This window comes from Pseudophaeobacter sp. EL27 (assembly GCF_900313025.1).
Lineage (GTDB): Bacteria > Pseudomonadota > Alphaproteobacteria > Rhodobacterales > Rhodobacteraceae > Pseudophaeobacter.
On record NZ_OMPQ01000002.1, the window covers coordinates 54,347 to 67,881 of the forward strand.

At 54.9% G+C, this 13,535-nt stretch carries 17 protein-coding genes and 1 pseudogene; 2 read left to right on the forward strand and 16 right to left on the reverse strand.

Annotated elements, in window-relative coordinates; translation table 11 throughout:
- Positions 1 to 97: 97 nt before the first annotated feature.
- Positions 98 to 418: a hypothetical protein gene (locus tag ED661_RS00405; RefSeq protein ID WP_162929988.1), complete on the reverse strand. Its 321-nt coding sequence runs from the start codon at positions 416 to 418 to the stop codon at positions 98 to 100.
- 56 nt (positions 419 to 474) lie between these two features.
- Positions 475 to 1,095, reverse strand: a complete 621-nt coding sequence (locus ED661_RS00410) for a 2OG-Fe(II) oxygenase family protein (RefSeq protein WP_122071986.1) — start codon at positions 1,093 to 1,095, stop codon at positions 475 to 477.
- Between the two features lie 109 nt (positions 1,096 to 1,204).
- On the opposite strand from ED661_RS00410, the gene ED661_RS00415 reads away from it, so the two are divergent.
- Positions 1,205 to 1,672, forward strand: a complete 468-nt coding sequence (locus tag ED661_RS00415) for a DM13 domain-containing protein (protein WP_122071988.1) — start codon at positions 1,205 to 1,207, stop codon at positions 1,670 to 1,672.
- On the opposite strand, the gene ED661_RS00420 is transcribed toward ED661_RS00415, so the two are convergent.
- The 8 genes and pseudogenes from ED661_RS00420 to rplB all read right to left on the reverse strand — a co-directional run bounded on the left by ED661_RS00420 (position 1,669) and on the right by rplB (position 6,431).
- A complete protein-coding gene (locus ED661_RS00420) occupies positions 1,669 to 2,004 on the reverse strand; it encodes a hypothetical protein (RefSeq protein ID WP_122071989.1) in 336 nt (111 codons plus the stop codon). The two genes, ED661_RS00415 and ED661_RS00420, sit on opposite strands and share 4 nt — an antisense overlap.
- Positions 2,005 to 2,139: 135 nt before the next feature.
- The gene (locus tag ED661_RS00425) at positions 2,140 to 2,604 is read right to left on the reverse strand and encodes a hypothetical protein (protein ID WP_122071991.1); all 465 of its coding nucleotides are present in this window, start codon (positions 2,602 to 2,604) and stop codon (positions 2,140 to 2,142) included.
- Positions 2,605 to 2,735: 131 nt separating this feature from the next.
- Positions 2,736 to 3,682: pseudogene (locus ED661_RS00430) on the reverse strand (IS1595 family transposase).
- A 105-nt stretch (positions 3,683 to 3,787) separates the two neighbouring features.
- A complete protein-coding gene (gene rplP / locus ED661_RS00435; protein ID WP_008207541.1) occupies positions 3,788 to 4,201 on the reverse strand; it encodes a 50S ribosomal protein L16 in 414 nt (137 codons plus the stop codon).
- Positions 4,202 to 4,212: 11 nt separating this feature from the next.
- The gene (gene rpsC, locus ED661_RS00440) at positions 4,213 to 4,923 is read right to left on the reverse strand and encodes a 30S ribosomal protein S3 (protein ID WP_122071992.1); all 711 of its coding nucleotides are present in this window, start codon (positions 4,921 to 4,923) and stop codon (positions 4,213 to 4,215) included.
- Complete coding sequence (gene rplV, locus ED661_RS00445; RefSeq protein ID WP_122071994.1) at positions 4,923 to 5,303, reverse strand: 50S ribosomal protein L22; 381 nt, start codon at positions 5,301 to 5,303, stop codon at positions 4,923 to 4,925. The genes rpsC and rplV overlap by 1 nt, the downstream gene beginning before the upstream one ends.
- A gap of 3 nt (positions 5,304 to 5,306) precedes the next feature.
- The gene (gene rpsS / locus ED661_RS00450) at positions 5,307 to 5,585 is read right to left on the reverse strand and encodes a 30S ribosomal protein S19 (RefSeq protein WP_122071995.1); all 279 of its coding nucleotides are present in this window, start codon (positions 5,583 to 5,585) and stop codon (positions 5,307 to 5,309) included.
- A 3-nt stretch (positions 5,586 to 5,588) separates the two neighbouring features.
- Positions 5,589 to 6,431 (reverse strand): 50S ribosomal protein L2, encoded by an 843-nt coding sequence (gene rplB / locus ED661_RS00455; protein WP_122071996.1) that lies wholly within the window; start codon positions 6,429 to 6,431, stop codon positions 5,589 to 5,591.
- A gap of 393 nt (positions 6,432 to 6,824) precedes the next feature.
- On the opposite strand from rplB, the gene ED661_RS00460 reads away from it, so the two are divergent.
- A complete protein-coding gene (locus tag ED661_RS00460; RefSeq protein WP_122071998.1) occupies positions 6,825 to 7,511 on the forward strand; it encodes a hypothetical protein in 687 nt (228 codons plus the stop codon).
- 196 nt (positions 7,512 to 7,707) lie between these two features.
- On the opposite strand, the gene ED661_RS00465 is transcribed toward ED661_RS00460, so the two are convergent.
- The 6 genes from ED661_RS00465 to fusA all read right to left on the reverse strand — a co-directional run bounded on the left by ED661_RS00465 (position 7,708) and on the right by fusA (position 13,527).
- On the reverse strand, positions 7,708 to 8,004 hold the full coding sequence (locus ED661_RS00465; protein WP_009810816.1) for a 50S ribosomal protein L23: 297 nt from the start codon (positions 8,002 to 8,004) through the stop codon (positions 7,708 to 7,710).
- Positions 8,001 to 8,618: a 50S ribosomal protein L4 gene (gene rplD, locus ED661_RS00470; protein WP_009810815.1), complete on the reverse strand. Its 618-nt coding sequence runs from the start codon at positions 8,616 to 8,618 to the stop codon at positions 8,001 to 8,003. Before rplD ends, ED661_RS00465 begins: the two co-directional genes overlap by 4 nt.
- On the reverse strand, positions 8,615 to 9,325 hold the full coding sequence (rplC, locus tag ED661_RS00475; RefSeq protein ID WP_122072000.1) for a 50S ribosomal protein L3: 711 nt from the start codon (positions 9,323 to 9,325) through the stop codon (positions 8,615 to 8,617). The genes rplD and rplC overlap by 4 nt, the downstream gene beginning before the upstream one ends.
- Before the next feature lie 18 nt (positions 9,326 to 9,343).
- A complete protein-coding gene (gene rpsJ / locus ED661_RS00480; protein ID WP_008207555.1) occupies positions 9,344 to 9,658 on the reverse strand; it encodes a 30S ribosomal protein S10 in 315 nt (104 codons plus the stop codon).
- A 512-nt stretch (positions 9,659 to 10,170) separates the two neighbouring features.
- Positions 10,171 to 11,346, reverse strand: a complete 1,176-nt coding sequence (tuf, locus tag ED661_RS00485) for an elongation factor Tu (RefSeq protein ID WP_122072001.1) — start codon at positions 11,344 to 11,346, stop codon at positions 10,171 to 10,173.
- Between the two features lie 63 nt (positions 11,347 to 11,409).
- Positions 11,410 to 13,527: an elongation factor G gene (gene fusA / locus ED661_RS00490; protein ID WP_122072002.1), complete on the reverse strand. Its 2,118-nt coding sequence runs from the start codon at positions 13,525 to 13,527 to the stop codon at positions 11,410 to 11,412.
- Positions 13,528 to 13,535 lie beyond the last annotated feature (8 nt).

The window sequence follows — 13,535 nt, forward strand, 5'->3', positions numbered from 1 at the left end:
ACCTTTTACGGGCGCTCGCCCTTTCAACCCTTCAATCAAACCAAAACAACCAAGCAGCGCAAAGGACTGGAACGAAACAGAACGTATAGTTGATTGATCACTCCTCTTTACGCGCCCTCTCAGCACGGCGCCCCTGCCTTTTGTTGCTGTAAAAATTCAGTCCCGCCAAAACGCAAGCGACCACAAACACGCCTGTAAATATCGGCTCTGAAATGCTTCGGTTCAGGCCCAACTCAAGCTCCAGAACAGCCAAAATCGCAAAGACAGGGAGGCACACGACGAGTGCGCTCAATTGAACAATTAGACTCCACTTAAGGAGCCACACCACAAGTCTGAAGTAGTTCGTGATAGCGTAAGAAAGGAGCACCAAGACCCCGAGGCACCCCAAGAGAAGGGGCACGAGAAGAAGATGTTCCATACCCGGCAGCTCCTCTAGGTGAAGGGGCATTCACAATCAGACCAGACGCTGACAACCTACTCCCAGCGATAATTGAAACTGACGGAAATACGCTCATCCTCGGCCATGTTCATCGGCACTTCGTGGCGCAGCCAGCTCTCCCAGAGCAGAACATCCCCCACAGCAGGCTTCATGTAGATAAAGGGCTGCAGCTCGCGGCGCGCGCCCTTAGTACGGGTGGGGGCGGCCATCATCCGGCCAGAACGCGGATCTTCCAGTTTCAGCGCCGAGGCGCCTTCGGGCATCGCCACATAGGTGGTGCCAGAGATGACTGAGTGGGGATGCAGATGCGAAGAATGCATGCCGCCTTCGGGCAGGATATTGATCCAGAGGTCTTCCAGAACCAGCTTGCGGCCATCGAGATCAAACTCCAGATCCTTGGCAAAATTGGCCACATGTTCGTCCAGCGATTTCACCAGATCGGCAAAGACCGGAAAGCGCCAGGGCAGATCCGTCAGGGAGGCATAGGAGGTATAGCCAGGATAGCCGTTCTCCTCGCACCAATCCTGTCCGGCTTCGTCATCTTCGGCGATGACAATGCAAGAGGTTTCCATTTCCTGCGCATCAATAACCGGTCCGCATTCGGACAGGGCAGCGCGGTACAAGCGGGTCACAAAGAGGGATTCTATCTGGGCCATGACAGGCGGTTTAGCCCAAGCCCAACAAAAGCGCGAGAGGCTTGATTGTCGCCATTCCCTCTTTGCCCCCATCACTCTAGGGTCGGGTTAGAAAACCGGGAGCAGATCAATGAAATGGATTTTCCGACTGGCAACCCATGGCCTGGCCTTAGCGATTGGTGTCGGCTTAGGCATCTACATCCTGCCGATCCTGACCGCACCCGAAGGCCCCTCTCCGGCCAGCCTGCAAAACGCCGCCAGCGAGGCGCAGTTCACAGGCGCATTCTCACGCGAACTAAAAGGCAGTGATTTCCTGCATTGGGGCGAGGGCAGTATCAGCCTGTCATCCGACCGGATCACCCATATTGGCGAATTAGCCCCGGGCCCCGACTACAAACTGTATCTCACCCCCAAATTCATCGAGGACGAAGCACAGTTTCTTGCAGTCAAATCCGAAGCCCTTCGTGTCGGCGACGTCCAGATGTTCAATGGGTTTATTCTGGACGTCCCCAAAGACGTTGATATCACGCGCTACACCAGCGTCGTCATCTGGTGCGAAGCCTTTGGTGAATTCATCACCGCCGCGCAGTACCGCTAACCCCCAACCACAGAGATAGCACAGCCCGAGTGGGCATTGGGCTGACCGATGTGATGTGGGTTTTGCACCAGATACCAGACCACCCTGCCCACAGCATCGTGGGTACGCGAATAGGAACAACCATTGGCAGCAGTCCAATGGGCAGCATTGCCACTGACCGAGACATTCTGTTGTGGCAGTTGCCCATCGACCCGTTGGCGCTGAACCACCGGATTTTTGTAGTTCGTCGCCGGTCCATACATCGACGATAAATCATTGCCGTCATAGACGGCCTCACCACAGGCGGTCACTGTCAACAGGGACAGGACAGTTACAGGCAGCAGTACCCTCATCACTCTTTTCTCCATAGAAACAAAAATTGTTGCCAATCTGGAGACAATGCGTGCAGATCCAGTAAACAATCTGTGGTTTAGTAAAATTGTAACCAATTATCCACCAAACAAAGCAGTTCCAACTGGGAGGTTTATTCAGGGAGCCTGGACGAAGATAACCCCATTCCCACTCGGATGATCAAAGATCACAATGACGACCTCCCTGTTGTCGGATCGGAAGTAGAAGCCCTCTCGATCGCCGAACAAAATTTCCTGGGCATCGCTTTCGATTTTTAGAAAGCACTTTTTCCCGTCAAGAATTGTCGCGCCGACCCCCGGCCCCAAGTGGTCTTCGTCGCGTCGAGCAAATTCAGCAAGTGATGGAGCACGGGACCAGCTACCATTAACGGTTCCCTTCAGAAGTTCTTGTGTCATGATTTCCTCACTGCCTTCAGGCAATGAAAACAGCCCTACAGCAGGGCCCATGAACTTGATGCAGGTTTCACTAAGTGTCGGGACAAGCCCGTCAGGTAGGTAGGATTTGAGAACAAATTTGAGATGGCTTTCTGAGGAACAACTGGCGAGCAGCACGACGCATGAGAAAATGACCGCGCGCATCATAAAAAGCCCTCATAAAATACAACCATGCTATTAACGCGAGCGAACAGCGCAAAACAAGATGTCGTTAAAGCATAGAGAGGCTGCGGCGGCATCCTAAGGCCAGCTCAACCCCACTCTGGTGTTCTTCGAACTTAGCGACCGACAGCGCAACATAGCAATCCCCGCATCTGCTCAACGACAGGGTTCGGTTTCCAGATTGTTGATGTGGTCGCCTTGGTGCCAGATGATGTTTTCCGGTTCCTGATCTTCACTTCCTGCTGGCAATGGTTCCAGCGCCACAGTATTTCGATCAGGTATCTTTGAAGATGCTGTCGGCCGAGGCGGTGAAATACACCGATCAATGCGCGCTGCACTTGAGAGTTCACAGCTTCCACGGTGTTGATATGCGCTCCCTTGGAAGACCACGAATATTGTCGTTTGCCATGGTTGGCAGTGTAGTGAGCTGCGAAACTTTGACCGATCTTCCTGTAAGCCAAATTGCTGTCGGACCTGAGGGCCGATGAGGGATCAATCCAGTTTTTCATGATTGGCGTCAGGGTTGCAGCTCGCGCATTCGGGATCAGCGCCGCCTTTGCCTGCCCATTGCGATCCGCTGCAACCAGCACCATTGGTTTACCTGTGCCCCGGCCTCGTTTGTTCTGCACACCCTTCTTGAACTTGGGGGCACCACCGACATATGCCTCGTCCACCTCGACAACGCCGTTCAACCTTGCGGAAACAGCCTCGCGGTCATCCATCAATTCCCGGATCGCATGGCCCATTTTCCACGCTGTCTTTTGGTTCACTCCCAAGATCCGCGCCATAACGACAAAGGAAATTCCTTTGCTGGACTTCAGAACCAGAAAGAATGCTGCAATCCAGACGCGGAGATCCAGTTTTGTAGCATGCAAAGGAGACTTGTTGTGACAGTGAATTGAAGGCGACATTCCCGCTCCGAGCACTGATAGAGACCAGGGCGCGCAGACCGGCGTCGAATTGGTGTTGAGCTAAGGCTCCCACAATGTGGGCAATGGCGACCAGACGGCCAGATCATCGCTTCGAGGAAGATGCGAGACAGGAGCCCTGCCTGATAGTGCACCCTTCGCCAGCCGCACGCCTATTTCGTAGCAAGAGGACCTGCCCCAAAAAGAAAACCCCCGCCGATTGCTCAGCGGGGGCTTCAAACTGTTTGCGAGAACCGGGCTTACCAGTCTTCGCGAACCACTACGCGGGTTTTCACCGGCAGCTTCATCGCAGCAAGGCGCAGGGCCTCACGGGCGATGTCGTCGTTGACGCCGTCGATTTCGAACATCACGCGGCCAGGTTTGACCTTGCATGCCCAATAATCCACGGAACCTTTACCCTTACCCATACGAACTTCGACGGGCTTGGAGGTCACTGGGGTATCTGGGAAGATACGGATCCAGACACGACCCTGACGTTTCATGTGACGGGTCATGGCACGACGGGCAGCTTCGATCTGACGCGCGGTTACGCGCTCAGGTGTGGTTGCCTTGAGGCCGTAGGTGCCAAAGTTCAGATCAGAGCCGCCTTTGGCTTCGCCCTTGATCCGGCCTTTGTGCATCTTGCGGAATTTTGTACGCTTTGGTTGAAGCATCTATTCTCTCCTTAGCGACGACCGCCACCAGCACCACGAGGTGCAGGGCCGTCCTGGAGTTCCTGTGCTTTACGGTCACGTGCCTGAGGATCGTGTTCCATGATCTCGCCTTTGAAGATCCAGGTTTTGATCCCGATGATACCGTAAGGTGTCATGGCCTCATTGTGAGCGTAATCGATGTCGGCGCGCAGAGTGTGCAGAGGCACACGACCTTCGCGGTACCATTCGGTACGGGCGATTTCAGCACCACCCAGACGGCCAGCAACGTTCACCCGGATACCCAGGGCGCCCATGCGCATGGCAGACTGTACGGCACGCTTCATCGCGCGACGGAAGGAAACACGACGTTCCAGCTGCTGAGCAATGGACTCACCAACCAGCTGCGCGTCCAGCTCGGGCTTGCGAACTTCAACGATGTTGAGGTGCAGTTCCGACTCGGTGATCGCAGCAAGCTTCTTGCGAAGCACTTCGATGTCAGCGCCTTTTTTGCCGATGATCACGCCAGGACGTGCAGTGTGGATTGTCACACGGCATTTCTTGTGAGGGCGTTCAATGATCACACGGGCGATGCCAGCCTGCTTGCACTCTTCCTTGATGAAATCGCGCAGCTTGATGTCTTCCAGCAGCAGATCACCAAAATCTTTGGTGTCGGCGTACCAGCGGCTGTCCCAGGTGCGGTTGATCTGCAGGCGCATGCCAACCGGATTGACTTTATGTCCCATTAGGCTTGCTCCTCAACTTGACGCACCTTGATGGTGATCTCAGCGAACGGTTTCAAGATCTTGCCGAAACGACCACGCGCCCGTGGACGACCACGCTTGAGGGTCATGTTCTTGCCAACCCAAGCTTCCGCAACGATCAGCTCGTCAACGTCCAGATTGTGGTTGTTTTCAGCATTGGCAATCGCGGACTGAAGGCATTTCTTCACGTCCTGCGCGACACGCTTGTTCGAGAAAGTCAGGTCGACCAGAGCCTTGTCGACTTTCTTGCCGCGGATCATTTGCGCAACCAGGTTCAGCTTTTGCGGGGAGGTACGCAGCATGCGAGTTTTCGCCATTGCTTCGTTGTCTGCCACGCGGCGGGGATTTTGTACCTTACCCATGACTTACTTCCGCTTCGCTTTTTTGTCAGCGGCGTGGCCATAATAGGTACGAGTTGGCGAATATTCACCAAACTTCTGACCAATCATGTCTTCCGAGACGTTTACGGGAATATGTTTGTGACCGTTGTACACACCAAAAGTCAGACCCACGAACTGGGGCAGAATGGTGGAACGACGAGACCAAATCTTGATGACATCATTGCGGCCCGACTCGCGCGCAGCTTCGGCTTTTTTAAGCACGTAGCTGTCGACAAAGGGACCTTTCCATACAGAGCGAGACATAAATTAACGCCCCTTCTTCTTGGCGTGACGCGAGCGGACGATCAGCTTTTGCGACGCTTTGTTTTTGTTACGGGTGCGCTTACCTTTGGTCGGCTTACCCCATGGGGTTACCGGGTGACGACCACCAGAGGTACGACCTTCACCACCACCGTGTGGGTGGTCGATCGGGTTCATGACAACACCACGTACCGAAGGGCGGATGCCCTTGTGACGCATGCGGCCCGCTTTACCAAAGTTCTGGTTCGAGTTGTCTGGGTTCGACACAGCACCAACGGTTGCCAGGCATTCCTGACGCACCAGACGCAGCTCGCCCGAGGACAGGCGGATCTGAGCGTAGCCACCGTCACGACCAACGAACTGAGCGTAAGTACCGGCTGCACGGGCGATCTGGCCGCCTTTGCCGGGCTTCATTTCGATGTTGTGAATGATGGTACCGATCGGCATGCCAGAGAAAGGCATTGTGTTGCCAGGCTTGATGTCTGCCTTTGCCGAAGCAATGACTTTATCACCAACACCAAGACGCTGAGGCGCCAGGATATAGGCCTGCTCACCATCTTCGTATTTGATCAGCGCGATAAACGCGGTCCGGTTCGGGTCATACTCGATCCGTTCAACGGTTGCCGCAATATCGAATTTGTTACGTTTGAAATCGACGATACGATAGAGGCGTTTTGCCCCGCCACCTTTGCGGCGCATCGTAATCCGTCCGGTGTTGTTCCGGCCGCCCTTTTTGGTCAAACCCTCTGTAAGAGATTTAACCGGACGCCCTTTCCAAAGCTCCGAACGGTCGATCAGAACCAGCCCACGCTGGCCCGGCGTCGTCGGCTTATACGACTTAAGTGCCATGCTTTCTGTCTTCCGTTTAGCGTGCGGACCCTTAGGTTGTTGTCTTTGGACCCGCTATGTGTAAGCCCCCCGTCCGCCTGCCCTCATGGGACAATGACTACTAAGGTGGCCAGTCTTTAGGGCCCCGAAGGTCCCCAGCTCATCTGTATCCCACAAAGAGTAGGGCCCCAGAACGAATCTGAGGCCAGTAGGATTGGGCGGATGTAGCAGGGTTGGAAGGAGGTGGCAATACAGTCCTGTTCGAATTCACTGCAAGTGGATGTTCCGATATGAAGTGTCCTGCTGAAAACCTGGCGATTAGAATTTTGCTTCCGCGTCTAGCGCGCCTGTTGTCCCGCATGATTGGTTACTCCAAACTGGCAGAAACTCTTACAAACCGATTAGAGCCATTCCATGCAACACGATCCCATTGATCTGTCGACTATTCCCAAAACCAGAGCCTTCTTGGAGGAATGGTTTGATTGCGGCAACCTCGTGTCCCAATTACCTGATGCACCTCCACCGCTAAAGCAGGCTTGGACGGAGTTCGGTTTGCTGTTTCTGGCACATGAAGGGACCCCGCCCTGGCATCACGGCCCATTGGCGACCCAGAACCGCCTTTTGCCTCCCCAAAATGTTATTTCAAAAAACGGGGCATCGATATTCGCGGTAGAAAACCAACAAGTTTGGGAATGGGCATATGATACTGCAACACCCGTGTTGGACCCAACGGTCCTTCAGAGAGTTCCATCAGTAGACAGTAAAAACGACTGGATAGACCTTCTGACCTCGCTTTCGAGTTTCTTAGCTGACTTCATTTTGGACGAGGCCATCTTCTTTGCCAACGTTGGCCTCCTTCACTTGACGGAGCCTCAGCTTGAAGAGATCTACGAAAGCTGTGTCGTGCCCATAGCAACCCACCCCTTAGGAAGGGGGCTTGGAAACTCGGAAATCCAACAACGGCTTAGAGTCAGCCTTGATGGGCAGTACATGCTATGGGATCTCGGCTCGGCGGAGGAGAGCTTTATTGCGAGCGCCTCCAGAGCGCGCGAGCTGATTGGCCCTCTTCTGATAAAAGCCAGGAACGCACCAGGGATCTAAGCATCAGAAACCTTATCTCAGAGGTTTCTAAAGGCAAAACAACCCAACCGGCCTTAGGCCGGGCAGCGCCCGACCCTCCCCACGGGAGGGCGCTTCGCACCCACCCAGGGTCAGGCGCCACCCTCTCGTTAGCCCCCCAACAAAAAAAGCCCTCGCTTTCGCGAGGGCCTCTCTATCAGTGCAAAAGAGCCTAATCTCAGAGTCCGGTGGACACGTCGATTGTGTTGCCCTCTTCGAGCGTCACATAGGCTTTTTTCACGTCCTTGCGACGGCCGATCTGGCCGCGGAACCGCTTTTGCTTACCCTTGGTGATGGTGGTGTTGACCGCCTTCACTTTTACACCAAAGAGGCTTTCAACAGCTTCTTTGATCTGGGGTTTGTTGCTGTCGATCGCAACTTCAAAAACAACCGCACCGTTTTCGGATGCCATGGTGGTTTTCTCGGTGATGATCGGCTTGCGGATCACGTCGTAGTGTTCTGCTTTAGCGTTCATTTCAAACGAGCCTCCAGTGCTTCGAGACCAGCCTTGGTGATAACCAGGGTGTCACGCTTCAGGATGTCGTAAACGTTCGCACCCATTGTTGGCAGGATATCCAGACCTTCAATGTTGCGCGAGGCTTTCAGGAAGCCTTCGTTTACTTCGGCACCGTCGATGACCAGCGCGCGTTTCCAGCCCAGGTTTGCAACCTGTTTGGCCAGAGCACCGGTTTTGCCTTCGGCAGCAGCGTCAGAGATCACCACCAGTTCGCCGGCTTTTGCCTTCGCGGAGAGTGCGTGACGCAGACCCAGCTTGCGGAACTTTTTGGTCAGCTCGTGGCCGTGCGAACGCACAACGGGGCCTTTGTAGATACCACCACCGCGGAAGATCGGAGCAGAACGTGCGCCGTGGCGTGCGCCGCCGGTGCCTTTCTGACGATAGATCTTCTTGGTCGAGTATTTGACTTCCGAACGGGTCTTTACCTTGTGGGTACCGGCCTGTGCGTTGTTACGCTGCCAGCGGACCACACGGTGCAGAATGTCCGCACGTGGCTCCAGACCAAAGAGGTCAGCGTTCAGCTCGATGTCGCCAGCTTTGCTGCCGTCGAGATTCATCACATCAAGTTTCATGCTTCACCACCTTCCGCAGGGGCTTCGCTCGCAGCGGCTTTGATACCGGCTGGGAAGGGAAGACCTTCAGGAGCTTTCTTCTTCACGGCATCCTTGACGGTGACCCAGCCAGATTTTGGACCAGGTACGGCGCCTTTGATGAAGACCAGACCACGGTCGGCGTCAGTTTTGACGACTTCCAGGTTCTGAGTGGTTACGCGGGCGGCGCCCATGTGACCAGCCATCTTCTTGCCTTTGAAAACCTTACCGGGATCCTGACACTGGCCGGTGGAACCGTGCGAACGGTGCGAAATCGAAACACCGTGTGTCGCGCGCAGACCACCAAAGTTCCAGCGCTTCATCGCACCGGCAAAACCTTTACCGATCGATGTGCCGGTCACGTCAACTTTCTGACCTTCCAGGAAGTGCTCGGCCGAGATTTCGGCGCCAACTTCGATGAGCGCATCAGCAGGCACGCGGAATTCCACGAGCTTACGCTTGGGCTCTACCTTGGAGGCCGCGAAGTGACCACGCATCGCCTTGGAGACGCGCTTAACCTTTGCGGAACCCGCACCGAGCTGAACAGCTGTGTAGCCGTCCTTGTCATCGGTACGCTGAGACACGACCTGCAGCCCGTCCAGGTGAAGAACGGTCACAGGGATCTGCTGACCATCTTCCATGAACAAACGTGTCATGCCGACTTTTTTTGCAATAATACCAGAGCGCATTATTTATACCCTCCGTTCTTAAGATTGCAGCTTGATCTCGACGTCCACACCAGCGGCCAGGTCGAGCTTCATCAGCGCGTCCACGGTCTGGGGGGTCGGATCAACGATGTCGAGCATACGCTTGTGCGTACGGATCTCGAACTGGTCACGAGATTTCTTGTCAACGTGGGGACCACGCAGAACGGTGAATTTCTCGATCTTGTTTGGCAGTGGGATCGGGCCGCGAACAGTCGCGCCGGTCCGCTTGGCAGTGTTGACGATCTCTTGTGTGCTGGCGTCCAGTACACGATAGTCAAATGCCTTGAGCCGAATACGGATATTTTGGCTTTGCATTAGTCAGCCTTTATCTAGGCGTGAAGGTTGAGAGGAGGGGCAGCGACCACCGCTTACCCTCGTCGAACCCAAAAGGCGGGAATCACCCCGCCTTCATTCGCACGAAGCGAACTAGCGCCCTATACGCTTGATACGCGGACCTGGCAAGACGTTTCGCGCGCGAAACATATATGATCCACAGGATAAGTTTAAAACCCTCCGGGGCTCTGCCCCCGCGCTCCAGAAAGGAGCGCTCCCCCGGGATATTTTAGGCCAAATGAAAAGGCTGCCCTTCCGCTACAGAAATGAAGAGACTGAAAGACTAGTCACTCCTTGGTATGCCGCCTTTGACAACCCGCCCCCTCTTCCATCATCTTTCTTCAAATATTCCGGAGCGCGAGGCAGAGCCTCGCAAATCCCTACCCCGCACAGAAAAAGGGCCTCCCGAGGGAGGCCCTTTCTATCTTTTCACCTATGTGGTTCTCGGTGATTTTCCCCACTGGGGAAGATCCCCTGTCACCACTGTTTCAAAATCACTCGGTGATTTTGGAAACTACGCCAGCGCCAACGGTGCGGCCGCCTTCGCGGATCGCAAAGCGCAGACCAGCTTCCATCGCGATCGGCGCGATCAGCTCAACGTCGAACTTCAGGTTGTCGCCTGGCATAACCATCTCGGTGCCCTCGGGCAGAGTGACAGTACCGGTGACGTCTGTGGTCCGGAAGTAGAACTGTGGACGGTAGTTGGCGAAGAAAGGCGTGTGACGGCCACCTTCATCCTTGGTCAGGATATAGGCTTCTGCTTCGAACTTGGTGTGTGGGTTCACCGACTTAGGCGCACACAGAACCTGACCACGCTCAACAGCTTCACGGTCGATACCGCGCAGCAGGGCGCCGATGTTGTCGCCCGCTTCACCGCGATCCAGCAGCTTGCGGAACATTTCAACACCAGTACAGGTGGTGGTCTGAGTGTCTTTGATACCAACGATCTCGATGCTGTCGCCAACATTGATCACGCCACGCTCAACACGGCCGGTCACAACGGTACCACGACCTGAGATCGAGAACACGTCTTCAACAGGCATCAGGAAGGGCTGGTCAACGGCACGTGCAGGAGTAGGGATATACTCGTCAACGGCTTTCATCAGCTCTTTGATTTTCTCTTCGCCGATTTCAGGGTTGTTGCCTTCCATCGCCGCCAGAGCGGAACCTGCGATGATTGGAATATCGTCGCCAGGGTACTCATAAGAGGACAGCAGCTCACGGATTTCCATTTCAACCAGCTCAAGCAGCTCTTCGTCGTCTACCTGGTCAACTTTGTTCATGAAGACAACCATGTAGGGGATGCCAACCTGGCGGCCCAGCAGGATGTGCTCACGGGTCTGAGGCATAGGGCCGTCAGCTGCGTTCACAACCAGGATGGCGCCATCCATCTGTGCCGCACCGGTGATCATGTTTTTCACATAGTCAGCGTGGCCGGGGCAGTCGACGTGCGCGTAGTGGCGGGTCTCGGTTTCATACTCAACGTGAGCAGTCGAGATGGTGATGCCGCGGGCTTTTTCTTCTGGTGCGCCGTCGATCTGGTCGTAGGCTTTGAAGTCACCAAAGTATTTGGTGATCGCTGCGGTCAGAGTGGTTTTACCGTGGTCAACGTGGCCGATGGTGCCGATGTTGACGTGCGGCTTATTACGTTCAAACTTTTCCTTAGCCATGATGGCCTCCTTTGTGATTGAGGAAGGCTCGCGTCAATTGCGAACCTTCCAATGTCTTGTCGCTTACGCGAATTTTGCCTGGATTTCGTCCGAGATGTTCTGCGGTACGGGATCGTAATGCGAGAACTGCATGGTGAACTGGGCGCGGCCCGAGCTCATCGAACGCAGGGTGTTGATGTAACCAAACATGTTGGCCAGCGGCACGTTTGCGTCGATCGCAATCGCGTTGCCACGTGGCTCTTGGCCGGACACCTGACCACGGCGGGAGGTCAGATCACCAATGATACCACCGGTATATTCTTCCGGCGTGATCACTTCCACTTTCATGATTGGCTCAAGCAGCTTAGCGCCAGCTTTGCGCATGCCTTCGCGCATACACATACGCGCTGCGATTTCAAAGGCCAGAACGCTGGAGTCCACATCGTGGAACTTACCGTCGATCAGAGCAACCTTGAAGTCGATCACTGGGAAGCCAGCAAGCGGGCCAGAATCCATCACCGAGTTGATGCCTTTTTCGACACCTGGGATGTATTCTTTTGGAACCGCGCCACCAACGATGCGGGATTCGAAGGAGTAACCTTCGCCTGCTTCGGTTGGGGAGATGATCATCTTCACTTCGCCGAACTGACCAGAACCACCCGACTGTTTCTTGTGGGTGTAGGTATGTTCAACTTCGTGACCGATGGTCTCACGGTAGGCAACCTGAGGCGCACCAATGTTGGCTTCAACCTTGAATTCCCGCTTGAGACGGTCAACCAGGATGTCCAGGTGAAGTTCGCCCATGCCCTTCATGATGGTCTGACCGGACTCGATGTCGGTCTCCACACGGAAGGATGGATCTTCAGCTGCCAGACGACCCAGACCCTGAGACATTTTCTCTTGGTCCGCTTTGGTCTTGGGCTCAACCGCGATCTCGATAACCGGATCGGGGAAGGTCATGGTTTCCAGAACAACCGGTTCACTGGTGGCGCAGAGCGTATCACCTGTGGTGGTGTCTTTCAGACCCGCCAGCGCGATAATGTCGCCCGCGAATGCTTCCGTGATCTCTTCACGGTCATTCGAGTGCATCATCATCATCCGGCCAACACGCTCTTTACGACCTTTGGTCGAGTTCAGCAGTGTGTCGCCCTTGTTCAGGACACCGGAGTAGATACGGGTGAAGGTCAGCGAACCAACAAAGGGGTCGTTCATGATTTTGAACGCCAGGCCAGAGAAGGCCATGTCGTCATCCGCACGGCGTGCGATATCACGAACTTCGTCTTCATCACCGGGTTTGAAGCCCATGTAGTCGACAACGTCCAGCGGGCTGGGCAGATAGTCGATTACAGCGTTGAGCAGCGGCTGAACACCTTTGTTTTTGAAGGCAGAACCACCAAGAACAGGAACAAAGGCCATCTCGAGAGTACCTTTGCGCAGCAGTTTGCGCAGGGTTTCTACGTCGGGCTCTTCGCCTTCCAGGTAGGCTTCCATGGCGTCGTCGTCCATTTCGACGGCAGCCTCGACCATTTTGGAACGCCATTCGTCGGCCAGCTCTTTCAAGCTGTCACGGATGGGCGCTTTGATCCAGGAGGCACCAAGGTCTTCACCCTGCCACAGCCATTCTTCCATGGTGACCAGATCAACCTGACCTTCCAGCTCGGTTTCGGCACCGATTGGGAAGGCAACAGGAACAGCATTTGCACCTGTACGGTCTTCGATCATGTGAACGCAGTTGAAGAAGTCCGCGCCGATTTTGTCCATCTTGTTGACAAAAACCATACGTGGAACCTTGTAGCGGTCAGCCTGACGCCACACGGTTTCGGTCTGGGGTTCAACACCAGCGTTGGCGTCCAGAACACAGACAGCACCATCGAGAACCGCCAGCGAACGTTCAACTTCAATGGTGAAGTCAACGTGGCCGGGGGTGTCGATGATGTTCAGACGGTGCTTGGGCGTGTCAGCCGTGGCGCCATCTTCGGTGCGTTCCCAGAAAGTGGTGGTCGCAGCCGAAGTAATGGTGATGCCGCGTTCCTGCTCCTGCTCCATCCAGTCCATGGTGGCTGCACCGTCGTGCACCTCACCAATGTTGTGGGATTTGCCGGTGTAGTACAGGATGCGTTCCGAGCAGGTGGTCTTACCCGCATCGATGTGCGCCATGATACCGAAGTTACGGTAATGTTCGAGCGTATATTCGCGTGCCATTGGTCTAA

Coding starts and splice junctions, on each gene's coding strand:
- ED661_RS00405 (WP_162929988.1), bottom strand. CDS start 418: ATGGAACATCTTCTTCTCGTGCCCCTTCTCTTGGGGTGCCTCGGGGTC.
- ED661_RS00410 (WP_122071986.1), bottom strand. CDS start 1,095: ATGGCCCAGATAGAATCCCTCTTTGTGACCCGCTTGTACCGCGCTGCC.
- ED661_RS00415 (WP_122071988.1), top strand. CDS start 1,205: ATGAAATGGATTTTCCGACTGGCAACCCATGGCCTGGCCTTAGCGATT.
- ED661_RS00420 (WP_122071989.1), bottom strand. CDS start 2,004: ATGAGGGTACTGCTGCCTGTAACTGTCCTGTCCCTGTTGACAGTGACC.
- ED661_RS00425 (WP_122071991.1), bottom strand. CDS start 2,604: ATGATGCGCGCGGTCATTTTCTCATGCGTCGTGCTGCTCGCCAGTTGT.
- rplP (WP_008207541.1), bottom strand. CDS start 4,201: ATGCTTCAACCAAAGCGTACAAAATTCCGCAAGATGCACAAAGGCCGG.
- rpsC (WP_122071992.1), bottom strand. CDS start 4,923: ATGGGACATAAAGTCAATCCGGTTGGCATGCGCCTGCAGATCAACCGC.
- rplV (WP_122071994.1), bottom strand. CDS start 5,303: ATGGGTAAGGTACAAAATCCCCGCCGCGTGGCAGACAACGAAGCAATG.
- rpsS (WP_122071995.1), bottom strand. CDS start 5,585: ATGTCTCGCTCTGTATGGAAAGGTCCCTTTGTCGACAGCTACGTGCTT.
- rplB (WP_122071996.1), bottom strand. CDS start 6,431: ATGGCACTTAAGTCGTATAAGCCGACGACGCCGGGCCAGCGTGGGCTG.
- ED661_RS00460 (WP_122071998.1), top strand. CDS start 6,825: ATGCAACACGATCCCATTGATCTGTCGACTATTCCCAAAACCAGAGCC.
- ED661_RS00465 (WP_009810816.1), bottom strand. CDS start 8,004: ATGAACGCTAAAGCAGAACACTACGACGTGATCCGCAAGCCGATCATC.
- rplD (WP_009810815.1), bottom strand. CDS start 8,618: ATGAAACTTGATGTGATGAATCTCGACGGCAGCAAAGCTGGCGACATC.
- rplC (WP_122072000.1), bottom strand. CDS start 9,325: ATGCGCTCTGGTATTATTGCAAAAAAAGTCGGCATGACACGTTTGTTC.
- rpsJ (WP_008207555.1), bottom strand. CDS start 9,658: ATGCAAAGCCAAAATATCCGTATTCGGCTCAAGGCATTTGACTATCGT.
- tuf (WP_122072001.1), bottom strand. CDS start 11,346: ATGGCTAAGGAAAAGTTTGAACGTAATAAGCCGCACGTCAACATCGGC.
- fusA (WP_122072002.1), bottom strand. CDS start 13,527: ATGGCACGCGAATATACGCTCGAACATTACCGTAACTTCGGTATCATG.